This is a genomic window from uncultured Treponema sp., from assembly GCF_946187725.1.
GTDB lineage: Bacteria > Spirochaetota > Spirochaetia > Treponematales > Treponemataceae > Treponema_D.
This window is the reverse complement of record NZ_CAMHSK010000003.1, coordinates 18,693-43,768: the sequence shown is the minus strand read 5'-3', so window position 1 is coordinate 43,768 and position 25,076 is coordinate 18,693. Positions and strand designations below refer to the sequence as shown.

Here is a 25,076-nt window from a genome sequence, read left to right as displayed (position 1 = left end):
TCCGTGGAATTAGCTCACACATTGATTCCGATATTTTGCAAGAATCGTTTTGTAGTATTCAGTGTAGAGTGATTTAGCATCTTTTTTACACTTTCCAGGTTATGACTTTTAGAATATTCCATTAACACAGCAAAGTATCGGAAATTTTTTAGTCCGTATGGATGTTTTATTTTGCCTTCCGAATACAGTTTCTTTATTTGTTTCAGAATTATATTTTTACATGATTGAAAAGAAATATTTTTATTTGAGAAATACGCCTCTCCAATTCCATAATATTCATTTTCCACATGGTCACGACTGATTTTTTCCCAAAATCTCGCCAGTAAATCATTATACCATTGAGGAGAATTTATATATTCATAATATCCTCTAAAACCTGCACCATCAGATTCTGAAATAATCCACCCTTCAGGCTCCACTGCATTCCAATTTTCATCAGGTCGATAACAATAAGCAACTGAAATTTCTGTACCTTGTAAAACTCCATCGACAAGAATTTTTTGATTTAGATTTTCAAATTCCGCATAAGAAAAAGATGCCTGCAAAAAATCAGCATCAGAATACGCTTTCACACTAATAACTGCAAGAATCACAGCTTTTTCTATTGGCAAGGAATTTATTATTTCCTGGACTTCCTCTTCTGAAGGAATTAAATACTGCTCGCCACATTTATAATCAATTTCAGACAGTTTTACATCATCAAACGGATTTGAAATCAGAAGTTTCTTTTCATATATGAATGAATAGAATTTACGGACACGAGAAACCAATACACGAACAATCCCCTGAGACATTCCGTTACTGTACGCTTCTTTCACAAAGGCAACAATATCATTCCCGTTCACTTTAAAAAAAGGAATGTTTTGTTGAAGACAAAATTCATCGAACTTCGATATTGCTTTTTCGGCTTCTTTTTTGTACTCCGGACTCACACTCTCCAAATATTCATTAACCAAATCAGATTGTCTTGGAAAATTGTCAGTCGCCTTATAATCCAAAAGGAAATTCTGAAATTTATTCGTAATTTCAATTATTTTTTCTGGCTCATAAGTCAGCAATACAGGGAAAGTTGAAATGATTTCTTTAAATAGTCGTTCTTCATCCATATGAATAACAATAGAATAAATACAAAAAAGATTCAATATAACGCGTTAATATTGACAAAATCTTATTTTCGTATAAAATACAAATTATAACGCGTTATTTTACACTTTAAAAAGAAAGGAGACACAAAAATGGACCAAAATAAAAATATGCTCTCTATCGCAAAAAAAGCCGTAGCACTCTTGGATAACAACGACTTATCAGACGAGACAAAATACGAACAGCTGGCCACTCTTTTGGTACAGTTCGCCTTTACATGCACAAACATTTCTAATTCAGAAGAAACATACACCATCGAGGAGTCTGATGAAGCTCCAACAGAAGAGGACTATACAGAAGACCAAGATTTTGATGAATCTGATGAGCCTAATGATTACCTCCAAGAAGCCATTCGAGAAGCAAATGAAGTAATGCAAGAGGAAGAGCGTACAGAAAACCAGGATTCTGCTGAACATGATTCCTTGTTCTCTATTGATGAATTCAACAGAATCTATTCATCGCTTGATACAACTAAGGAAAATGACAAAAACATCAGCTCTATCAAAGAATCTCTGTCCGGCGTTCCATATTTTAAAGAATACACGGAAGAACATATTCAGAAAATGAAGGACTTATTTGAGAAATATCCGAATTTTAAGGAATATGAAGAAATTTTCATCCCTTCCAAAGAAGTTTTGAGCTTAAAAACGGATAAAAAAATCTTAATGAGCAACATCCTTATAATCGGTGAACCATCCTGCGGTAAATCATCTTTTGTAAACAAATTATGCGAAATTTATGGATATTACCATCGCACCACTTTGGGAAGCGGAAGCGTAAACTTCACCTTGACGGGAGGTGACAAAGGCTACGACAAAAGTAACTGCGGTGATATTTTACGCTCACTTTTTAAGAAAGACGGTCATCCTATCGCAAACCCGCTTGTAATTCTGGATGAAATAGACAAAGCTGACTACGGCTATGGCGGCGACAGAGATTTATCAGGAGCATTTTCGGTACTTCTTGAGAAAAACAATGCAAAACATTTTGCAGACAACTTCTTTAAGGTTGAAGTTGACGCATCGCATATAAATTATATTGCAATCGCAAATGATATTTCAAAGATTCCGGCTCATATTCTAAGTCGATTTCCAATAAAGCTGAACATCAGAAATTACACGAAAGAAGAAATCAAATCCGTTGTCATTGAAAATCAATACAAGGATTGGATTACTGATAATTCAATCAATACGAAGCTTGTTCCAGAGCATATACCTGAAAAAACTAAAGAATTGATTTTCGAGCTAAGTCATGGTCGACCAAGAGAAGTTCCTTCCGTGCTATCACAAATCGCAGCGAAATCAATATGTCAAAAAAACGAATGCGTCATCGCAAGTTTTTCTCTGGATGAAAATAACACAAGAGAATTAAGGAAATTATTTGAATCCGAGAGTTTTGGCAATAACAGGAAAATAGGATTTCAGAATTAACAGGTAAAAATAGGATTCTGGATTCTTTCTCTTGGCAGGCATATATTATATAATGGAATCTTGTTATGCTTCAAATGTTTGAATTAAAGGATTACCGCTAATGGAAAGAATCGATAAAATTTTGTCTCATCATGGATTCGGCTCTCGAAAAGATGTCAAAAAGCTGCTCCGTGATGAACGAGTCACCGTCAACGGCAAATTTGTTTATGACTCAGGATTTCAGCTCGACATTGAGAATGATGTTGTTTGCGTGGACAAGGAAGAAATCCGACTTCAGCACGACCTCTACATTATGATGAACAAATGCCAGGATGTCGTTTGCGCGAACAAGGATGGAGAGCATCAGACAGTCTTCGATTTGCTCGACGAATCTCTAAAACACAAATTCTTAGGCGGCGACCTTCACTGTATGGGCAGGCTCGACATCGATACCGAGGGTCTGCTGATTCTCACTACAGATGGGAAGCTCACGCACAGGCTTCTCTCGCCAAAAACTCACGCACCCAAAACTTACGCCGTGGGTTTGCGGGATTCTCTCACCGAAGAAGAAAAACAGAACTACACAGAAAAATTCTCAAAAGGCTTCTGGATTGACCGCGAAGGAAACGAAAACGGATTTGATGCAAAACCGGCAGAGATTAAGTTTGAAGTTAGCAGTGAGCAGTTAGCAGTGAGCAGTTGTGAAAGCTCGCAGGGGAGCGGGGAAAACACACGGCATATCGATTGTCTTCTCAAGATTTATGAAGGGAAATTTCATCAGGTAAAGCGGATGTTTGCTCAGCTGGGAAACGAAGTTGTTTATTTGAAACGCGTGAAGATGGGAAATCTAGAACTTGATCCCACAATTCCTCTCGGTGGTTACCGTGAACTCAGCAAAGAAGAAATCAAACTACTGAGCGACTAAAGACAGCGGCACGGATAGGGAGCGACCCGCTCTAGCGGGGCAAAACCTGTGAGACAGGTTTTGAGCTAGTCTCCAAGCAGCTATGCTGCGAAGGGCCGCGTCATTTAAAAGACAGGGAATTCCGCGAGTTTTTGGAACAAAAACTCGTCGAAGTAAGAAACTACATGGATACGCTAGCCGCGTAAGCGGCGAGTTAATTATTTCCACTCATGTCAACGACACGAAGTGGCGTATGTAGTTTCTTACGCCCCCATACCGCCGTCAACGCCAAGAACCTGGCCTGTGATGTATGTGCTCAAATCACTTGCGAGGAAGAGCGCTGCATTTGCGATGTCCTCTGGTTTTCCGGCCCGTTTGAGTGGAAGACCTTCAATCCACTGAGCTTTCATGTCGTCTTTGAGAACGGCAGTCATATCAGTCTCGATGAATCCTGGTGCGATTGCATTTACGCGAACTCCACGGCTTCCGACTTCTTTTGCAAGAGCCTTTGAGTAAGCGATGATTCCGCCCTTAGATGCTGCATAGTTGACCTGACCGCCCTGTCCGTGAAGACCGACGATTGAAGCCATATTGATGATTGAGCATGATTTGTCTTTTGCACGAATCATGTTGCTTGAAACAATCTGGCTGATAAGGAATACGCTTGTGAGGTTGATGCGAAGAACATCGTCCCAGTCCTCTTTCTTCATGCGGAAAGAAAGACCGTCGCGTGTGATTCCGGCATTGTTTACGAGAACATCGAATGTACCAGCTTCTGCAAGGGCTACCTTTACGACTTCAGTAACCTGCTCTGCATTTCCGACATCAGCGTAAATCTCATGGAAAGCAACTCCGTTCTCTGAAGCAAGCTTCTCCAAATCTTCTTTTGCGGCACTAGGCTTAGAGCACAAGCCCCAGACTTCAGCGCCATTTTTAATGAAAGCCTCAACGATAGCGCGACCAATACCGCGGCTAGAACCAGTTACAAGTGCTTTTTTATTCTTCAACAACATAAATTTCTCCTTTTTACAGTGACTGAATAGCCTCAGCTGTGTTTACTGGTGTACATGCGAGAGTTGCACCGAGTTCTGTCTGCCCCCACAAGCCGCTCAGGACTTTTCCTGGTCCCACTTCGAGGATTACCCATTCGTTTGCAGAATCTTCTTTAATCATGTCTGCGAGAACTTTCTCTTCGTCTGTCCAGCGAACCGGGTGTGTGAGGTGATCAACTGCGCTTGCTTTTGCAGGAGCACCTTCTGTTACTTTTTTGCCTGTAACATTTGAGAAAAGAGTGATTTTTGGGTCACAGAATGTGTACGGCTCCAAAGCGATCTTGAAATTATCAGCGGCACGCTGCATGAGCGGGCTGTGGAATGGGCCTGCAACGGCGAGGCGGACGGTTCTGCGAGCACCAGCGGCTTTTGCAGCTTCTTCAGCCTTTGTAAGACCGTCAGCAGTACCAGAGATTACGGTCTGTTTGACGCTGTTGAGGTTTGCGGCATAAGCACCTTCGATTCCGTTTGCAATTTCTTCAACTTTCTCTGGTGGAAGACCAAGTATTGCGCTCATTCCAGGAGCATTTCCTGCGTTCTCTTCAGCAATCTGTTCACAAACTTTCTGCATGATTGAACCACGCTCGCAAACAACTTTGATTACATCTTCAAAAGAAAGGATTCCTGCAGCATACAAAGCAGGGAATTCACCCAAGCTGAAACCCATTGCGGCACTTGGCTCGATTCCTTTTGATTTCAATGCTGCCATTACGGCAAGACTAGCTGCAGTAATTGCAAGCTGACTGTTATCACTTCTGTTCAATTCAGTCTGCTCAGTTTCCCAGAGCAATTTAGGAATATCTTTTCCAGTAACCTTGGAAATATCGTCAATGACCTTGCGTGCTTCCGGGAAAGCCTCACAAACATCTTTAATCATTCCCTGAGCCTGTGCGCCCTGTCCTGGGAACAAAAATGCATACTTCTTAGCCATTTGCTTCTCCTTTTATTATGACAAAAATCGTTAAAATGTCATACTCGATTATATTATAGGAATATATGGATTTATGCAAGAGAAATGAGGCAATTTTAAAACTTGCAGAATATCAGAAAAGCGTGCTATTCTGACTATAAGATTTTTTTAAGGAGGCCACAATGTTGGATATTCAATACTTATTATTTCTTCAACGACTGAGGGAATTATCAGGGGGAGTTTTCGATGAAGTCTTCAACGATATTTCAAAAATTGCACTCGATGTTCTTTTCTATCTGCCTTTCGTGATTTATTGGGCTATCGATAAGGAATGGGGCAAGCGTTTTATCGGGGTAATGCAAGGCTCAGAGCTAGTAAACTCTTTGGTAAAACTCACAGTCTGCGCATACCGTCCGTGGATTCGTTCTGATTTAATAGAGCCTGCCGGTGATTCAAAAGTTGCTGCCACAGGCTATTCATTTCCAAGCGGTCATACGAACCGTGCAGCAGCGGTTCTTGGAACAACAGCCGTCTGGCAATACAAAAAAAGACGCTGGCTTGCGATTTTGAGTGCAATCGGCATTCTTCTCACAGGTTTTTCACGCAATTTTCTTGGCGTACACACACCACAAGATGTCCTCGTTGGATTCCTTCTTTCAATAATCGCAATTTTCGTAGTAGGAAAAATTCTGAATTGTGTCAAAGGCAAAGATAAGCTCGCCGATATTTTGACATTTGCAGGTCTCGTGTTTGTTGCGGCAGCCATCGTATACATTAAATTCAAACCGTATCCAATGGATTATGTTGACGGTAAATTGCTTGCTGATCCAGAAAAACTTATGAACGATGCCTTCAAAATCTGTGGAAGTTTCAGTGCACTTCTTTTGGGCCTGTACATTGACCGGCATTATATTCATTATGAAATTCCAGTCGGACACAAAAATCTTCCAGTTCTAACAGCTGTTGGGCTGGGTATCTATGCTTCATGGAAGATTTATCTTTCAAAGACACTTTTAGTCACACCTCTCGGTGGCCACCTTGGAAATTTCATCGCCTATTTTATTGGTGGAATCCTTGCAATGGTGATTATTCCGATTTTTATCACAAAGTTCACAAAAAACGAAGAATAGACAGCACAGATTTCAGTTCTTGAATTCAAAATGCTGCCAGTCTTTACAGTCCTGCCAGTCGCCGCCCCATTCAAAGCCGCGACTGGTAAAGAGCTTGTATGCAAGGTCATTGTGGTCGATTTTGTACGGAAAGTTTTTGCTTCGGTCAAGATATTCGCCGCTGTTTGCAGGCTCCAGGTTCGGTTTACCGTTCACGAACTTGTAATACGGGTTGTAAAGCGGATTTATGTCTACGGCCAGCCCTGCCCCATGTTTTGAAACCACCTTCGTATGGGAAATAAATCTGAAATTGAAGCACGAAGAGTTATTATCGCTCATACTTCGCTCATCGTCGGCATCATATTCATCAATCAGGTGGATTTTTTCAATAGGATAATCAGCAGAATATAATTCCTTGAAAATATCAAGAAGTATGTCAGCGATTTTTACATTGCAGACAAGTTCGCCATCTTTTACAGTGCCTTCAAGAGTTTTATGAAGAACATGGAGATAACGCAAATCTGAACGAGGAATAGTACAGTTATCCTTAAAAGATTTTCCCTGCATTTTCTTGAAAAGGGCATCAGAAATCTCAGTAATATAAAAATCCTTTTCCAAACTCAAATCCTTATCTTCAACAAGAAATATCTCTTCTTTTTGGGCGCAATTTTCTGTGACCTGAGGCTTTTCCCAACGGACAGCCATATTTTTTGGATAAAAAAAATCTTCCGCATACAGACCGAAACAAAATGCAGTCAGCAGCGGAAGATAAATGATTTTAGAATACATTTACACGCAAACCGAATGAAATCTGCGGAACAATACTTCTGATTTCCTCTTCTGAAGAAACATCAGTTGGAATGAACCACAGCTGCCCCTCAGTATAGAAGGCAATCGTTCGGAACATCTTCTGGCGTGAGAATGTAACACGCGGGAATTCAAGTTGCAAGAGTCCGGCAGAAAGAATCTGCGGCTTACCAGAACCAGATTCATTGAATCGTGTAAAGTTTGCACCAACCGCAACATTCAAGCTGAGCCATTCCCAGTCAGGTCCAAGATAATACCTGAACGGCATATAGAACACATTTGCAAGAAGCTTGACACCAAGAACATTGTTTCCGCCGTAGCGCATGTCATTCTGGTCAAACAGAGCGCGCTGCTGCTGTGTAAACTGTCCCCACTGAAGCTGGAGCTTAACATTGTCATCGAAGAATGTAAGGCCTGCACCGACATTGAAGAGCGTAGCACCCCAGAACTGCCAGTCAAAGTAGAGGCCCTGAATGAATCCAGGAATCTCATACATAGACTTATCGCCCTGTCGCAATGCAAGGGTAAGGCTCTTGAGAGCAACATCATCCTTTGCAAGACCAGAGAATTCAAGCTGCTGATTATAATGTCCGCCTGAACCAGGTGAAATAAGCTTAATAGTCGGCTTAGTGCTGTCAACCTGAACAATACAACGGGTAACAGCAACTTCACCATTTTTCATTGTAGCTCGAACGAGAAGGAAGTGGTATCCCTCTTCAATATCCTCATTTTCGACTCTGTAGCGCCATTTTCCAGAAGTAGAAAGACGCTTGAAAGTTTTTCCATTGTCGAGTGAAAGTTCAACACATTCTACTGATTTGCCAGCAAGACTGTCTTTGATTTCTTTAGAAGCGCCCTTTGCATTTGCACGGACAACCTCTTCTTCATCGTAAGAATAACCGGCATTTCCAATGATATACGGTCGTTCAACAGCAAAATCACCATAAGTGAAGTTATCAATTGTAACCCAAGGACCTACAGCACCATAATTGAGATACTGAGTATTCGAAACAATTTTTGAAGTATCAGCAAGAGAAGCTTCAACTCGGATAGTGTGAGCACCCTCCTCAATCATTGTTTGATCGAGTGTATATTTGAAGAAACCGCTTTCACTAAGTTCTGTCTGGGCAACAGTTTTTCCGTCTACGAAAAGCGTAAGGCTCTGAATATCAACTTCACTGACAGCCGTACCATAGATATTAAAGATACCCTGAACAAACTCGCCGTTTAGAGGATAAAGCAGGTCAACTTTAGCCTTAGGAGCTTTTTTATCGAGCTGAATGTTTCGGCTCACACGGGTGATGTTTGCAGCGGCATCAACTCCAGTAAGTTCAATATTGTAGAATCCATCATCAAGATTTGAAATATCCAATGCCTGAGTAATGATTTCATCAGGAGTCAAATCTGTGCGTGCAAGTTTTGAATTGACCGATTTTCCATCAAGAGAACGGATTGTAATATAAAGTTTCGTAAGGTCAATGTTATCCATAGTCTGACCAGAGAAGAATACCATACCAGTAGATTTTGAATCGTCTACAGGGAGAGCAAGGTCAATTTTTGGAGCTGTATTATCGATGTTGATTAATGATGAATACAAACCTTCTATGCCGTACCAGTCAACAACCTTCATGAATACAACATGAGTTCCGTCTTCTACGACGCGTGTATCAAATTCGTAAGTCCAGTTACACTGAGTCATTTCGTGGCCAAAGTTTCCTTTTGCCTCATTGTAAGAATTTCCGTTATCAACTGAAATATAGACAGCCTTAATGCCGTTCTTATCAGTTGCGATACCAGTCATTTTTACAGTCTGCTTTACAGTTTCACTGATTGGTGGTGTAAGGACAGAGCCTTTTGGTTCCTCAAGAGAAATTCTGAAATTGCGGGTGAATTCAGGTCCCTTAACGCCATTAATATCAACTGCATAAACAGTAATTGCATGTTCGTTATCCGTGAAATCAGTCAGTTTTTTAGGGATGATAAAACTTGTACCAATCTGATCAAGTTCTTCATATCGTCCGCTGTCAAATTTATAGAAGATTTTTGGACCTGCAACTACATTTCCAAGCTCATCTTTCTTAACACCGTCATCATCATAGATTACGCCAGAGAATTCAAAATCACGCGTAATTACGGCATTTTCTTCAGGAACATGAACTTCCGCAACAGGAAGGTCACTTGCATTATCAATGATAAAAGCCCACTGCTTGATATCAGTAGAATTTCCGATTGCATCAGAGAATTTGAATGTCATCAAATCATCAATCGGTTTTTCAGCCGTTCCGACCTGAGTTACAATCATTGAAGCAAGAGGAATATCAACCGGCTTTGAAGTTTCGCCACGCTTTGCAGGAGCAAAATACTCAACCTTTGAAAGAAGACCGTTATCCTTTGCAATAAATGCAATCAGGTTTTCACCATTTACAATATCCTCACTGCCAGGAAGAATTACTTCAACTTCCGGAGGAGTTGTGTCTTTATGAATTGCAATAGATTTAACAGTCTGACGACCTACAGCATCAGTTGCACGGACATCAATTCCAACAAGACCGTCTTCAAAACTGCTCAGTCCGACATTTGCAGTGTACTGACCACCAGCCAGTTTCAAGTCTGCCCATGATGCACCGCCGTCAAGAGAATATTCGACCTTAGAGATTCCGTTTGCATCAGAAGCACTTACATTAAGAGTTGTGCTATTCTGAACCCAAAGATGATTCTTAGGCGCAACAATCTCAACAGAAGGAGCCTCGCTGTCAACAACAAGATTTACGAGAGAAGAACTGTAACTCTTGCCTTTGCCATCCTTAACGCTAACTGCAATATTTTTATATGTTCCGTCTTTTGAAGGAATTACTGCAATTGATTTTCCGTTATTCTCAAGCTGAAGTTCTGAATTTGAAAGACTAGCCGTGACCGGAGAAGCTACATGAGCGTATCCATAGAATGGCTCGCCAGCTTTAAGAACATAAGCATTGAGCGAACTGTTATATCGAGCATTTTCGGCAGGAATCCAGTGAATGTCGCCCTCTTTCCAGCTGCTCTTCTTTGAAGGAACCGGTCGAACAACACAGAATGTGACTTTGCAGCTTCCTGAAGCAATTTTTCCAGCTTCAGCACGAACAGTGAGGGTTGTAACTCTTGACGGAAGATTTGCTAATTTGACTTCATAGTGATCATCAACAAGAACGGCCTTTCCAGACTGTTTAAGATCACCACCGACTTCGTCTTCGCCTTCGATTAAATATGAAACGGAAACCGTTTTTTCTTCTGTTCCAACATTAAATACAGCAGTAGCAGGTTCTGATGCCCCGTACGGAATGATGACATTCATGCCGCCCTTATACTCAGCACCATTAATGCTTACGATTTCGACTGAAACACCTGAATTATCTGAACCTTCGATGATTTTGTCAGCAAGCGGAGAATTGAGCAAATCCTCGTGGATATAAGTCAAATCCTTAATGTTAATAAGAGACTTCTTTTCAACCACGCGCTCGTAAATATCCTTTACTGAAACAGTTATCTGAACAAGTCCCCACGGAGCATTTGAAAGCGGAATTCGAACAGAGACATTCTTTTCTGGAGCTTTTGTGGTAAATTCTTCTGTTGCAAAGACTTCATTGAATCCAGATTCGATTGTATAGCTGTATGAAACGATGCCTGTCGGTGAAGAAGCAGAAACTTCATATACAGGGTTTGATTCCGGGTGAACAAGAAGACCATTTGTGACTTCTGTAGAACCGATTTTTGCATTTGAGAAAGAAGCTTTTGGTCCCATTGAAGTGAATGAAACTGTTGCAGGATTGCCTTTTACACCGTAAATATCTTTTGCAACAACCGTGATTCTATGAGTACCAGCAAAAAGGTCATCCGCAGGAATCTGTGCAGCAAAAACGCCCTGAGATTCAAGTGTAACTGGTGATGAGCCATCAAGGCTGTATTCAACAGAAGCAACCCCATCATCATCCTTTACGATTCCGCGAACAAAGACAGTTCCAGCCTCGCCAGAAAGAACTGAATCGGCAACAGGACTCTGAATTGTAACTACAGGCTTGTCATCTTCCTGATTGAGTGCGATGGACTTTTTGACTGTAACGATATTTCCAGCTGTATCGACTGCAGTAATGGTAAATTCTGTACTTTTGCCAGCAATTCCGCGAGTATCAATTTCTTTTGACCAGTACGGGTTTCCAGGAATAAGCTCAAATTCTTCGCTCTGACCATTGAAAGACCATGAAAGCTTATGAAGACCAACTTTATCTTTTGCAAAACCTGCGATAGTGAAAATACCATTGCAAACTTCATCTTCTTTTGGAGAAACAACCTTTACATCAGGCTTTGTATTATCAATGAAGTAAAGATATGAAGAAACACCGACAGACCCCATTTTATCGATTGCCTTGAACCAAAGGATTGCCGGACCATCTTTTGAAAGTCGTGTATCGATAGGCAAATCGAAATAGCAGTTTCCGTCTTTTTTATCTTCAGAAATTTTTGTCTGAATATAGGTTTCGCCGTTATCGAGAGAATAATAGAGGGATTTGATTCCATTGCCGTCTGAAACAGTACCTTTGAGACTGATTTTTCCAGAAACAAGCTCACCGAGCGCATGATTTGTTACGGTTGTAACCGGCTTACGGCGGTCAAGGTTCCAGGTTACGAAAGCCTTTTTCTTTGGCTTTTCCTGAGAAGAAAGGCCATTGATATCAACACCCCAAACTTCGATTGTATGAGGACCTTCTTCGAGATTATTTGTATCAAGATAGTAAGACCAGAATTCCTTGCCTTCTGCACGAACAGGTTCTCCGCCGTCCAAAATGAGCCAGACTTCAGCAACGGCATCATCATCAACACAAGTACCGACGATATTGAGGTTGCCCGGAACACGCATATTATTGATTGGGTTTGTTATGCCGGAAATTGCATAGTCAGAATCCGGGTCAATGAAAAGATTGAAAGGACCAGCTACTTCGGTATTGCCACCCTTATCTTTTGCTTCAACATAGATGTTATACTTACCTTCTTTCTTTTCGTTGATGTCAAAAGTTTCCTGCCAGCTGTCCATGTGTTCAACATCACGATAATCTGCATCTCGTTTTCCAAAAGCAAATGCACCAAAACAGCTTGCGACAAAAACAGAAGCCGAAATAATTTTTTTGAGGTTTTTCTTCATAGCCCTGACCTTAAACATTTTTTTACTCCTCATATTCTAGACGAAGAAAGAAACAAAATCAAATCTATCAAAAAAAATTTTGCATTTTTTTGAAATTCATTCTAAAATTTCGGTAAATTTACATAAATTCTAGAGGAAAAAACACATGGATGAAAAAATTTCTGAATTGCAAAAGATGATTGACGAGTCAAACCAAATCGTTTTTTTCGGCGGCGCAGGTGTTTCAACCGAAAGCGGAATCCCTGATTTTCGAAGCCAGGACGGTCTTTATCAGCAGGAATGGAAATATCCGCCCGAAACAATTATATCGCGTTCATTCTTTGATGCGAATCCAAAAGAATTCTACCGTTTTTATAGAAAGAAATTGATTATAAAAGATGTCAAACCGAACATCACGCATATCAGGCTTGCCGAACTTGAAGCCGCAGGAAAGCTTAATTCAGTTGTGACTCAGAACATCGACGGACTTCACCAGCTTGCAGGAAGCAAAACCGTCTGGGAACTCCACGGAAGCACGCTCCGAAATTACTGCATGAAGTGCGGCAAATTCCACGACATAGATTTTATCGCCGCAAGCGAAGACCGTGAAGACAAACTCCCGATTTGTGAATGCGGCGGTCTCGTAAAGCCAGATGTAGTCCTTTACGAAGAAGGTCTTGACGACAAAGTGATTAACGGTGCAGTTGAAGCAATCGCAAATGCCGACATGCTGATTATCGGAGGCACATCGCTGGTAGTGTATCCGGCGGCAGGCTTAATCCGCTACTTTAGGGGCAAACATCTGGTACTGATAAACAAAAGCGAAACCTCAGCCGACGCAAACTGCGACCTGGTAATTCACGATTCGCTTGGCAAGGTGTTTGAGCAAATCAAAGTATCTAAAGTCTGATTCACTTGCAGCGTGTTGAGCAGTGGAGATTTTTCTGGATTTTGATTCATCTGTGTTAATCTGCGTGTATCTGCGTCCATTTTTTTCACTGCGCGAATCAAAAGATTCTTTGGAGTTGCACTTTCTTCTATAAATTCGAGTATCTGGACTTTGTAGCCTTCTCTTTCCAAAAGCTCTGCGCGGATTGCATCGGTTACAAGGGCAGAAAATCGCTCTTTTATGAGACCGTGCTTCAAGAGAGGTGCGAACGGAGAATCTTGTGGAACAGATTTTGCTGAAAGCTGACTGTTGATTTCGTGCTGGCAACATGGAACAGAAAGAATTGCATTCGCTTTGTGCGAAATCGCATAATCGAGAGCATAATCAGTAGCGGTGTCACAAGCATGAAGCGTCACGATGATGTCAGGGTGCTTTTCTTCGCCAAATGAAGCTATATCCCCTACCGCAAACGAAAGATTTTTGAGACCGAGTTTTTGAGAAAGACCATTGCAATAAGCGATTACATCTTTTTTAAGGTCAAGTCCAAAGATTTCGCAAGGGATTTTTTTGATTTCGGTGAGGTAATGCTGCACGGCAAAAGTGAGATAGCTCTTTCCTGAACCAAAATCTACTATATTAAGAGGTGAATTTTCAGATACAGGATTTTTTCCGCCCTCACGAAGAGCGATTACATCCTCAAGAATATCGTCAAGCATTTCAAGGAAACGGTTAATCTGCCTGAATTTGTCATATTTTGCCTTAACGACCTTCCCCTCCGCCGTCATCACGCCCAAATGCACAAGAAAAGGCACCGCAACGCCTTCCTGAAGAAGATATTGCTTTCTCTTTTGACAAGGATTAAAACCAGCCCCATTCAAATAACTGCTCCCTGCTAACTGCTCCCTGCTAACTGCTAATTGCTCACCGCTAACTGCTAACTGCTCACTGCTCATTGCTAATTGTTTGCGAAGCAAACGCACTTTTCCTTTTTTATTCGCAAGAATCGTGATTTCCTCGGATTCAGTTCGCTGAACGCAATTTTTGAAAGTCGTGCCGGCATGCGCGGCGATAAACTCGTTAAGTTCAGCCTCGCTCATCTTTTTATGGAAGACCTGCTTTTGAGTGTAGAATTCGGCGAAGTAGTTTTCATTTTTAGAAGCCGCAAGTGAAGCCGTGAGCAACCTGATTTTAACGCGGGTATATTCCTCACCCAAAATTTCAGCGATATTTTTAACTGGTTTCGAAAATGTAACTGATAAAATCATAAAATTCCTGTCCGCTTTAAGGGGTGCGCAAGGTAGGGAGCCGGTCGCCGCAGGCGAAAAAACTCGTGAGACGAGTTTTTAGGCGAGTCTCGGAAAAATCTGTGATTTTTCCGCGGGAAAGGCCTCTACTTTGCATTGCTCTCAGCGCAAGGGTATGGAGCACCTGCGAAGCAGTTCCGAAGCGTATGCGTAGGAATGAGCGTTAGCGAAGTGCGGAACACCCGACCCGAAGGGGTGCGCCCTGAAAAATGTTTCACAAATGTTTCACGAAACACTATATATTTTAATTTAAAAATGCGATAATATAAATATATGGGAAAGATTTTTGTTTTTGTTAATCAGAAGGGTGGCGTTGGCAAAACAACTTCCGCTATCAATATTGGCGCTTACATGGCAGAACTTGGCAAAAAGGTCCTGCTCGTGGACTTCGACTCTCAGGGCAACATGTCAACCGGAGTCGGCATCACAAAAGACAAGCCTTCAATTTACGAATTCATGGACGATGATGCCCTTGCGGACACCGCAATCAAACACACCGCGGTCGCAAATCTTGATGCGATTTGTGCTGACGAGGATCTGGCTGGTGCTGCGATTGAATTTGCAGACGCAACAAAAGTTCCTGTCGATAAGCGTGATTTCATCTTAAAAGAAACACTCGAACCGCTTAAAAGCGTTTATGACTATATTTTGATTGACTGCCCTCCTTCACTCGGCGTTCTCACAACGAACGGTCTTGTTGCGGCAGATGCAGTGCTTGTTCCAATGCAGTGTGAATATTTCGCTCTGGAAGGAATTACGCTCCTTTTGCAGACAGTAAAACGAGTTCAGAATTCCACAAACCCGAACCTCACAATTGGCGGCATTTTTTTCACCATGTACGATTCAAGAACACGGCTCGCTCAGGATGTCGTACGAAATGTTCAGGCTTACTTCAAAAATTTCGTATTCAATACAATCATTCCGCGAAACATCCGTCTTTCAGAAGCACCTTCTCACGGTCAGCCAATCTGTCTCTATGACCCGAACTGCGTTGGAGCCAAGAGCTACAAAAAGCTTGCAGAAGAGGTAATCAGCCGTGGCTAAAAAATTCGGTCTTGGAGCGGGTGTTGACGCTCTCATGGGAAAAGTGGGACTGAGTGCAAACGATTTTATGCCACACGAGGAGCAGACCAATCAGTCTCAGGATTCCCAATCACAGGAATCTCAGAATTCTCAGCTTTCCGATTCAGAACAGGCGGCTCAGGCTGTCGAAAAGGCAGTTGAAGCTGGCAATATTCCGGCAGAAGTTGCTACTGGTGAGCGAAAATTGCCTGAAGGAATCAGCGTTGATGAAAACGGTCAGCTCTGGCTCAATGTCGATTTGCTCAAACCAAATCCTCACCAGCCACGAAAAGAATTTGACGAAGAAGCACTTCAGGAACTTGCAGATTCAATCCGCGAACACGGCATTTTGCAGGCAATCACAGTTGAAGATTCCGGAGACGGTTACTTCTATATTATTGCAGGTGAAAGGCGTACCCGTGCGGCAAGAATCGCTAATCTGTCAGAAGTACCAGTACAGCTTCGAAAATACTCAGATCAGAAAAAACTTGAGATTGCTTTAATCGAAAACATTCAGCGAGAAGATTTAAATCCGATTGAAGAAGCAGAGGCTTATTATCAGCTCATGGAGATTTCTGGCTTGAGTCAGGAACAGGTTGCTGCCCGCGTCGGTAAAAACCGTTCGACCGTAGCAAATGCCATCCGTCTCCTGAAATTGCCGGAAGACATGAGGACTTCACTGGTTCAGGGCCACATCACGGCCGGTCACGCAAGAGCCCTGCTTTCTGTAAAAGAAAATGCCGACATGAGGATTCTTTTTGCTAAAATCATCGGCAACGGAATGAATGTCCGCGATGCAGAAGAAATGGCAAGAACGCTCAACGAAGGTGCTGGAAACGGTGTCTCAAAAAAGAAAGAGCCTAAAGCCGACAACAAAGATCCAAACATCAAGGAACTCGAACAGAAATTCATCGAAAAACTAGGCACAAAAGTTCAGATTAAAGGCACTATGGAACGAGGCAGCCTGGAAGTTCAGTTCTTTACAAAAGACGACTTAAACAGAATCTATTACCTTATCTGCGGCAGCGAGTAAACAAAAAGCTGAAAATTGAAAATTTTACGGGACGACACTCCGCTCGTCCCGTTTTTTTTGTTGCAAGTGATTTCTTGAGAACCACACTGCTTAAAAAAGACAGAAAATGCGAAAAAAATAACCTGTGGGACGCACAGGTTATTTTTTTGTATTATTCGATTTATTTTTTTGTAAGAACGCCGTTCTCAAAAATCATGTTTGCTTTTTCGATGAATTCCTGCGGAATCGTGATTCCACAATTCTTTGCTGCATCAAGGTCAAAGAGCAAATCTGAATCACTCGGCTCCGTCATAAAGCGGACCGGGATTTCACTCGGTTTTTCGCCGTTCAAAATCTGCAAAACCATTTCGCCAGTTGCACGACCAGCCTTATAATAGTTGAATCCGCTTGCAATCACGCAGCCGCCAGACTGAGCACCTGTAACATCGCCAGAGAAAATCGGCTTTTTGCCCTCCTCAAAAACCTGTTTGAGAGCCGAAAGTGCGCTGAATACAGTGTTGTCCGTAGTCAAATACAAACCGTCAACACGGTCAACGATTGTTTCAGCAGCCTGTTTGACTTCACTTGAATTTGTGATTGCCTGTGTAACAAGAGCGAGGCCTGCCTGTTCACAGCCTTTTTTGACAAGTTCAAGAGAAGAGACAGAATTTGCCTCGCCCGTTGTATAGATATAGCCCAAAGTCTTAATGCCAGTAAGCTGCTTGAAAAGTGCGATATGCTGTTCGGTCGGAATTGCATCGCTCATGCCGGTAACATTGCGTTCACCGTGCTCCAAAGTTGAAACAAGACCTGCTCCAAGAGGATCAGTTACTGTGCCAAAAACGACAGGAATTTCATCGAGAACATTTGCAAGTGCAAGCGCAACAGGAGTTGCAATTCCGACAGCAACATCAACATTTTCATCACGATATTTCATCGCAATCTGAGCGGCAGTGTTCGGGTCGCCGTTTGCATTCTGAAGGTCGAAAGTGGCATTAACGCCGTTCTCATTGAGAACATCGACAATGCCCTGCTCAACCGAGTCAAGAGCGACATGCTGAACGATTTTAGCAATTCCGATTTTAACAGACTTTGCTGAAGCAGAATCGCCAGAAGCAGCCTTTTTGTTACAGCTGGTTAATGCGGCAAGTGAAATAAGAGCCGTTACAGCGGCAAGAATTTTTGATTTTTTCATTTATTTCTCCAATTTTTTTGATTTCATAGCTATGTTACTATAAAGAGAAACAAAATGTCAAGAGAGCAGAGCTTTGAAGAAAAAGAGAAAAATGTTTGGACAAGTCACTCTGAAATCCAATTCAGTCAAATCGTGATTTGGCGGCTACCGCTTACGCGGTCGGGCTATCCGGGGTTCCGTGCTAACCGCACTCCATTCCTACGGTCGCAAGGCTCTCTTCGGAACAAGCCTGACGGCTTGCCCCTACTATCCCTAGCCTGGTGCAAGACCATACAAAAACATCATTGACATCAGTATTTTCCGGTGTTATCATCCTTAATCAGAGGTGAAATATAATTTTTACAAACTCACCTCTGATTAAGGATAATTGTTATGATAGGTCGAAAAAAAGAGATTGCTGAATTAAACAAGCTTTATGATAAAAACAGTGCGGAATTTGTTGCAATTTATGGTCGTCGTCGTGTAGGAAAAACATTCCTTGTTGATGAAACTTTTGCAGGCCGTATTACATTCAGACACGCAGGCCTTGCACCAAATAAAGATGATGCAAAAGGTCAGATGAAAAATCAGCTTGAACACTTTTATAAATCTCTTCTCCTTCATGGAATGGAAGAATGCGATAAACCAAAATCATGGCTTGATGCATTTTTCCTGCTTGAAAAGTTTTTACAGAAAATCGACAACGGTTCCCGCCAACTTATCTTTATTGATGAATTGCCATGGCTTGATACACCTCGCTCAAAATTTTTGCAGGCTTTTGAAGGATTTTGGAACACATGGGCTTGCCATCGTAAAAACCTTATGCTGATTGTTTGTGGAAGTGCGAACTCATGGATTCTGGCCAAGCTCATTAACGCACACGGAGGACTTTATGACAGAGTTACTCATGAAATAAAACTGGCCCCTTTTACACTTTCTGAATGTGAAGAATTTTATAAATCAAACAATGTAAAACTTTCTCGATACGATATTGTTCAAAGCTATATGATTTTTGGTGGTATTCCATTTTACCTTGGCTATGTAGATGGGGAACTAAGCTTAGCTCAAAACATCGACAACATAATTTTTGCAAAAAATGCAAAATTAAAAGATGAATATGATCGTCTTTTTGCCTCAGTATTTGAAAATCCAGATTTCGTTAAATCAATTGTCAATCTGCTCGGAAAAAAGAATGCTGGTTATACGAGACAAGAAATAATTGAAAAGTTACATTTAACAGATGGTGAAGGCATCACAAAAAATTTAAAAGCACTTATTACAGGAGACTTTGTTGTTAAATATGTTCCATTCGGCTTTACAAAGCGCGAATCTCATTACAAGCTCGTAGATCCATTCTGTTTATTCTATCTTAAACTTGTAAAAGAACTGAAAACAACAAATGAAAAATTCTGGCAGCAGAATACAAGTTCACATTTACTATCATCCTGGAGAGGGAATGCTTTTGAAACTGTCTGCTTTAATCATGTTGAACAGTTAAAAAAATCTCTAGGAATTTCTGGTGTAAATACATCATCATCTGCCTGGTCTAAAAGAGCAGATGATGAAGAAGGAACACAAATCGATTTGCTCATTATTCGCGATGATAATGTAATCAATATGTGTGAGCTGAAGTTTTACAGCGGAGAATATGATGTAGACAATAAATATTATAAAACTCTAATGACTAGGGAATCTCTTCTACAAAAAGAAGTTTCTCCGAAGACAGTAATCCGAAGTACCTTAGTAACAACTTTTGGATTAAAGAAAAACGAATATAGCAGCGTGTTTTCAAATGTCATTTTGATGGATGATTTATTTGATTAAATTTAGTTTTTTCAGCAAAAGTATCAAAAGTTCCAGTTCTCTTAAGATTTTCAATTTCACTTAGAAAACAGGACTAATTTCCACCCTTCCGCTTCCGCTTTCGCTTCATTCCGCCGCTTCGCTACGCGGGCACTCTCTTTGTCGTGCCCGTTCGAACGCCTTCGGCGGGGTTACATAGCCCTGTTATGTTGTGTATAGCACAGTTGTTATGTACAGATTCTTTATCCTGAAAGTGGCAAACCGCCTTTTTTTCTCATATCTTTTTCCACCACTACAAAAACTTGACTTAAAATCGTTTTTCTTTTTACATTTGTATAGCCTTATAATGAGGTAAATATTAATTTAATGGAGATACAGATGAAAAGACTTTTAGCTGTATTAGGAATTTCAACTCTCTTGTTCGCTGGCATTTTGTTCACTTCCTGTGGAGAAGCAGAAGGTGATACGTTCTATGCCACCACTACAATCGGTACGCCGGATGTAAGCGCAAAGGCTTATCCCGGCGTAAACATCCTTACATGGAAAGAGATTAAGGATGCAGGCTCTTATACTGTTTACCGCACCGTCGGAAACGGCAAAATTGAAGAAGCAGGTGTCAGTGCTTCAAATTCTTACTATGACACAGACATCGATGAGGGCGTTACATACAAATACCGTGTCGTCGCAAATCCTTTAAATACAGCTATGCATGACGCTTCTCAAACTGAAGTCTCGCTCACGACTGCAAAAACTGCAACAGACAAAAACATTAAAGGAACATGGGCTCCGACAGGAACTTTGTTTTCAGACCTTGCACAATACGAAAAAGATTACAACGCAAATGACGAAGTTCTTTCTGCGGACACAATAAATGTAAAAGTCCTTGCAGACTCAAAGGCAAGCGTCCGAATCTCATTTCCGACAAAACCTTATGCAAAATACACTGTTTATTTGACTCAAGAAAACGGCGGACTGCTAGCTTCAAGCACAGCCCGTGAAACTTCAAAAACTATCAAAGGCTATGACTATAACGGAACTGCAAGCCTTACGCTTGATGCGCTCTATTCTGGCAAAAAACAAATCATGATTTATGCAACTCCGCTCAACGATGTGCTCTACGGAAGAAGCAGAGTCATTTCTTCAGCAATTGTTGAGGTCAAAGATTTCAATGCGGTTGCTTCTGCAACTGCAAGTAGCGTTTCTGCAAAATGGACGAATTACGATTACTATAAAAAAGTCGCTGACGCACGCGTTTACTTCAATCCTTATATTTATCAAGGCGAAGAATTTGCGACATCTGAGTACACGATTTACCGTGCCGTCTATTCCAACTCTGAAGAGCTCAGCGTAACAGATGCAAGCGGAAGCGATTTGACATTAAAAAGCTATGATTCAATCACAGAGTTGGGCTCACCAAAGAAAGACACTGCCGTCGATGTCAACGGATTGACCGTATACTACCTTGATGATTCTTTTGAAATCTCTGATATCGCAGGCGTACGCTATTTTGTCGTTCTTAACCATAACGGCTCACTCAAATCAAACTCTTCAAGGATTAAAGTTCCAAATGATTCTGATTCAGACTGGAATTTTACGACGGATTCTACAACAGTCATAACAAACGATGCTGATATTTATGACATCTACATTGAAAATGACGGAATTTTCTATTTGAAAGCAAACACTTCATACAGTGGCACACTTTCTGTCACTTATGGCACATTCAGCACATTGAATGAAGCGAAAGTTGCCGTAGAAAGCGAACTTCCAAACAAACTCACAAACAGTTATTCTTATGCGACATATACGACTTACACAGGCGTTAAAGTTAACACAAACAAATACTACGCGTTCCGAGTGCTCTCTACAAGAAGCAGTACTGCCGACGATGTTGCCACAACGATTGCCATTCCTGTAAAAGAGGGCGGCACATACTATTGGGACATTAAGACGACTCAGCCGAGCAATTATGCTTATGAAACTGTAAGCACACCTTCACTTACCCTCAAAAGCGATGTAGGCACAAGCACTTACAACAACATCACGCTCAACTACTACGCTTCAAACGCAAAGTATTACAACATTTATCGTTGCATCAGCAACTATAGCAACACCCCATATTCTTATGAGTTTGAGCTTCTTGCAACCATCACCGATTCAACTTACACAGATTCAGGCGTAAGCGGCAAGTCAATCAGCTCAAAATATATCTTCTACAAAGTTGAGGCCGTGGGCTATTACAATGCTTCTGAAAGCTCGGTCACAAAAGCATCCGCTCTTGCAACTCCTATCCTCAGTCGTGATTCAGACGGCAAAACTCTTAGCTGGAACGATGTTACAGGGGCAAGCACATACTGTCTATATCGTGCAAAAACAGAAGACGAATTAAAAGCTTTGTATGCATCCGAATACTTCACAAGCACAACTTCAACTTCATATTCTGATACACAAAGCTATTCTTCTGATTACTACTATGCAGTCCGTGCTTATGACTACTCAGATTACTCAAATCTCAGCACAAGCGTTAAAGTTCAGAAGGCAACTTTAGAGGCTCCAAGCGTAAGTATGGATTTGTACAGCTACAACGGCTCAACTTGCACATGGAATTTGACATGGGATTCTGTAAGCGGTTACTCAAACAACTATTACATCTTGAGATACACAGACTCTACTGGAAATGAAACAGAAGAAAGTGTAAAAGCTATGTTTACTGCAAATCCAGATTCTTACAACTATGGCTCAACCTACAGCAGATACTATCAGATTTCCAATGCATCTTCTTACAATAAGATGTTTGCTGCTGTTGCAACAGAAGTTTACGACAATATCGAACGCAAATATGTTTACTCTTTTGAAGATGTTTTTGAAATTGATTACACACTAAAAACAGGTTCTACACTCAATGTAAGCTCTTCTGGCAGTGCTTATGATTTGAGTTGGGATGCTATGGAAAATGCAGTTTCATACGCAGTCTATTACTACGGTTCATACTCTCAAACTCTCTATGCTTCATCAACTTCAAGCGGTCTATCGGAAGATATTCTTAGCGGAACAGGTTCAATGTCAATGGTTACAACAGTTGACGCAACCCTAGACGCATCAACTGAAACTTACAGTTACACAGGTTCAACAAACTCTTACAACTTCTTTACTGTAGTTGGATTTGACTCTGAAGGTAATCCAATTAACATGACGAATATTGTTCGAGTTCGATAATTTAATCTGTTAAATCACACTTTCTAAAACGTTTTGCCGCCCAGCAGATTCTGTTTGGCGGCATTTTTTTTCTTCATTGTCTAAAATGGAATAAAAGTGTATTATTGAGGAAATTAAAAAGCGTTAAGGATTGTAGCAGCAGCGTTAGCTGTACCGCTTGCGGTATGGAGCGATAGCGGAACTGCGAAAAGCCTGGCTCGACCGCTGAAGGCGGGCGAGAAACGCCCAAATGGAGATTCTTATGGCAGATACAATGCATGCTTTGGAAAAAAATCCAAACTGGAAAGGCCGCCGTGGTCCTGTAGTTCTCGTAATTATGGACGGCGTTGGATATGGTAAATATGAAGAAGGAGATGCTGTTAAGGCTTCAAAAATGAAGTACCTCGACTGGTTCACAGCAAACTGCCCTCACACTCAGCTCAAGGCTCACGGTACAGCAGTTGGTCTTCCTTCTGATGACGACATGGGAAACAGCGAGGTCGGTCACAATGCAATGGGTTGTGGCCGCGTGTTCGCTCAGGGCGCAAAACTCGTCGGCGAGTCAATTGCAAACGGCTCAATGTTCGCCGCTGACACATGGAAAAAACTCGTCAAAAATGTAAACGACAAAAATTCAACATTGCACTTTATTGGTTTGGTTTCAGACGGCAATGTTCACTCTCACATCGACCACCTCAAAGCAATGGTCACACAGGCTTCAAAAGACGGCGTTAAAAAGCTCCGCGTTCACGCACTTTTGGACGGCCGCGATGTTGATCCTACATCTGCTCTCAACTACATCACTCCGCTCGAAGAGTTCCTTGCAGGCTTTGCAGACGTTGACTATCAGATTGCTTCTGGCGGCGGACGAATGTACATGACAATGGACCGCTACAATGCAGACTGGTCAATGGTAGAGCGCGGCTGGAAGGCTCATGTTTTGGGCGAAGGACGCAAATTCGAATCAGCTACAAAAGCAATCGAAACATACCGTGCTGAGGTTCCAGGCCTTCTCGACCAGGATATGCACGAATTCGTAATCGCAAAAGACGGAAAGGCTGTCGGCACAATCGAAGATGGCGACAGTGTAATCTACTTCAACTTCCGTGGCGACCGTGCTCTCGAAATGACTCGTGCATTCGAAACACCAAAGGGCGGCGACTTGCCATTTGACCGTGTTCGCGTTCCAGCTGTTGAATATGCCGGCATGATGGAATACGATGGCGACGCACATGTTCCTGCTCAGTACCTCGTTAACCCGCCAAGCATCGACCGCACAATGGGCGAGTACCTCACAAAAACAGGCGTTAAATTGCTCGCTATCTCTGAGACTCAGAAATACGGCCATGTAACATACTTCTTCAACGGTAACAAACAGGGCAAATTCGATGAGAAACTTGAGGACTACATCGAAGTTCCTTCAGATGTCGTTCCGTTCGAGCAGCGCCCATGGATGAAATGTGCTGAAATCACTGACAAAGTAATCGAAGCAATCAAATCTGGCAAATATGACCACATCCGCCTCAACTTCCCGAACGGCGACATGGTTGGACACACAGGCGTATTCAACGCAGTTGTATGCTCTATGGAAGGCATGGACTTGCAGCTTGGCCGCATCAAGGCAGCAATCGATGAAGCCGGTGGTATCCTCTGTCTCACAGCTGACCACGGAAACTCAGACGATATGTACGAACACGCAAAAGACGGTTCTGTCAAAATGGACAAAGCTTCTGGCGAGCCAAAGGCAAAAACAAGCCACAGCTTGAACCCGGTTCCAGGCATCATCTATGACCCGGAATACAAAGGCGAGTACGACAACACATCTTTGAACAGCGGTCTTGGAATTTCTTCATGGCCAGCAACATTGATTAACTTGATGGGCTTTGTTCCACCAAGCGACTACGACAAATCAATCATTAACATGAAATAAATTTTCGGAATGCCGTACCGTACTTGATACGGCATTCTTTTTTCTGCTATAATGGCATACACTTTTTTAAGGAGAATTCTGTATGAGACTTGCACGACGATTCCGACCATTGGTTAGCAACAAAACAACACGCGCTAACAGCAAGAAACAGGCAAAAAGAACTGCTGCAAACTACGCACTCATTGCTTCTTTGTCAGCTGCTGATTCTAAATCAAAATAAT

At 41.8% G+C, this 25,076-nt stretch carries 17 protein-coding genes; 10 read left to right on the top strand and 7 right to left on the bottom strand.

From position 1 onward, the window contains the following. Positions 1–14 precede the first annotated feature (14 nt). The gene (locus Q0Q74_RS02115) at positions 15–1,106 is read right to left on the bottom strand and encodes a hypothetical protein (RefSeq protein WP_294428045.1); all 1,092 of its coding nucleotides are present in this window, start codon (positions 1,104–1,106) and stop codon (positions 15–17) included. 129 nt (positions 1,107–1,235) lie between these two features. On the opposite strand from Q0Q74_RS02115, the gene Q0Q74_RS02110 reads away from it, so the two are divergent. Together Q0Q74_RS02110 and Q0Q74_RS02105 are read left to right on the top strand one after the other, a co-directional pair. After that, positions 1,236–2,573: an AAA family ATPase gene (locus Q0Q74_RS02110; protein ID WP_294428042.1), complete on the top strand. Its 1,338-nt coding sequence runs from the start codon at positions 1,236–1,238 to the stop codon at positions 2,571–2,573. 100 nt (positions 2,574–2,673) lie between these two features. Further along, positions 2,674–3,477 (top strand): pseudouridine synthase, encoded by an 804-nt coding sequence (locus tag Q0Q74_RS02105; RefSeq protein WP_294428041.1) that lies wholly within the window; start codon positions 2,674–2,676, stop codon positions 3,475–3,477. A gap of 242 nt (positions 3,478–3,719) precedes the next feature. On the opposite strand, the gene fabG is transcribed toward Q0Q74_RS02105, so the two are convergent. Both fabG and Q0Q74_RS02095 read right to left on the bottom strand, forming a co-directional pair. Continuing rightward, on the bottom strand, positions 3,720–4,469 hold the full coding sequence (gene fabG, locus Q0Q74_RS02100; RefSeq protein ID WP_294428039.1) for a 3-oxoacyl-[acyl-carrier-protein] reductase: 750 nt from the start codon (positions 4,467–4,469) through the stop codon (positions 3,720–3,722). 13 nt (positions 4,470–4,482) lie between these two features. Beyond that, a complete protein-coding gene (locus tag Q0Q74_RS02095; protein WP_294428036.1) occupies positions 4,483–5,439 on the bottom strand; it encodes an ACP S-malonyltransferase in 957 nt (318 codons plus the stop codon). Between the two features lie 161 nt (positions 5,440–5,600). Here Q0Q74_RS02095 and Q0Q74_RS02090 point away from each other — a divergent pair, with 161 nt between their 5' ends. Continuing rightward, positions 5,601–6,548 (top strand): phosphatase PAP2 family protein, encoded by a 948-nt coding sequence (locus Q0Q74_RS02090; protein WP_294428034.1) that lies wholly within the window; start codon positions 5,601–5,603, stop codon positions 6,546–6,548. A 12-nt stretch (positions 6,549–6,560) separates the two neighbouring features. On the opposite strand, the gene Q0Q74_RS02085 is transcribed toward Q0Q74_RS02090, so the two are convergent. Next, positions 6,561–7,232 carry a M15 family metallopeptidase gene (locus tag Q0Q74_RS02085; protein ID WP_294428033.1) on the bottom strand — a complete coding sequence of 224 codons (672 nt, stop codon included), beginning with the start codon at positions 7,230–7,232 and terminating at the stop codon, positions 6,561–6,563. A 73-nt stretch (positions 7,233–7,305) separates the two neighbouring features. Continuing rightward, positions 7,306–12,525 carry an Ig-like domain-containing protein gene (locus Q0Q74_RS02080; protein WP_294428031.1) on the bottom strand — a complete coding sequence of 1,740 codons (5,220 nt, stop codon included), beginning with the start codon at positions 12,523–12,525 and terminating at the stop codon, positions 7,306–7,308. A gap of 127 nt (positions 12,526–12,652) precedes the next feature. On the opposite strand from Q0Q74_RS02080, the gene Q0Q74_RS02075 reads away from it, so the two are divergent. Next, positions 12,653–13,396: an NAD-dependent protein deacylase gene (locus Q0Q74_RS02075; RefSeq protein WP_294428029.1), complete on the top strand. Its 744-nt coding sequence runs from the start codon at positions 12,653–12,655 to the stop codon at positions 13,394–13,396. Here the strand turns inward: Q0Q74_RS02075 and Q0Q74_RS02070 are convergent. Next, a complete protein-coding gene (locus Q0Q74_RS02070; RefSeq protein WP_294428028.1) occupies positions 13,345–14,640 on the bottom strand; it encodes an SAM-dependent methyltransferase in 1,296 nt (431 codons plus the stop codon). The two genes, Q0Q74_RS02075 and Q0Q74_RS02070, sit on opposite strands and share 52 nt — an antisense overlap. Before the next feature lie 312 nt (positions 14,641–14,952). On the opposite strand from Q0Q74_RS02070, the gene Q0Q74_RS02065 reads away from it, so the two are divergent. After that, positions 14,953–15,723, top strand: coding sequence for a ParA family protein (locus Q0Q74_RS02065; protein ID WP_294428026.1), 771 nt, complete (start codon positions 14,953–14,955; stop codon positions 15,721–15,723). After that, positions 15,716–16,774: a ParB/RepB/Spo0J family partition protein gene (locus Q0Q74_RS02060; RefSeq protein WP_294428025.1), complete on the top strand. Its 1,059-nt coding sequence runs from the start codon at positions 15,716–15,718 to the stop codon at positions 16,772–16,774. Before Q0Q74_RS02065 ends, Q0Q74_RS02060 begins: the two co-directional genes overlap by 8 nt. A gap of 160 nt (positions 16,775–16,934) precedes the next feature. Here Q0Q74_RS02060 and Q0Q74_RS02055 read toward each other — a convergent pair whose 3' ends face one another. Next, positions 16,935–17,948, bottom strand: a complete 1,014-nt coding sequence (locus tag Q0Q74_RS02055; protein WP_294428023.1) for an ABC transporter substrate-binding protein — start codon at positions 17,946–17,948, stop codon at positions 16,935–16,937. Positions 17,949–18,320: 372 nt separating this feature from the next. Here Q0Q74_RS02055 and Q0Q74_RS02050 point away from each other — a divergent pair, with 372 nt between their 5' ends. The 4 genes from Q0Q74_RS02050 to Q0Q74_RS02035 all read left to right on the top strand — a co-directional run bounded on the left by Q0Q74_RS02050 (position 18,321) and on the right by Q0Q74_RS02035 (position 25,075). After that, positions 18,321–19,751, top strand: coding sequence for an ATP-binding protein (locus Q0Q74_RS02050; protein WP_294428021.1), 1,431 nt, complete (start codon positions 18,321–18,323; stop codon positions 19,749–19,751). A 357-nt stretch (positions 19,752–20,108) separates the two neighbouring features. Continuing rightward, positions 20,109–22,946 (top strand): hypothetical protein, encoded by a 2,838-nt coding sequence (locus tag Q0Q74_RS02045; protein ID WP_294428020.1) that lies wholly within the window; start codon positions 20,109–20,111, stop codon positions 22,944–22,946. Positions 22,947–23,187: 241 nt separating this feature from the next. Further along, positions 23,188–24,855: a 2,3-bisphosphoglycerate-independent phosphoglycerate mutase gene (gpmI, locus tag Q0Q74_RS02040; RefSeq protein WP_294428019.1), complete on the top strand. Its 1,668-nt coding sequence runs from the start codon at positions 23,188–23,190 to the stop codon at positions 24,853–24,855. Positions 24,856–24,937: 82 nt separating this feature from the next. After that, on the top strand, positions 24,938–25,075 hold the full coding sequence (locus tag Q0Q74_RS02035) for a hypothetical protein (protein ID WP_294428017.1): 138 nt from the start codon (positions 24,938–24,940) through the stop codon (positions 25,073–25,075). Position 25,076: the final 1 nt, after the last annotated feature.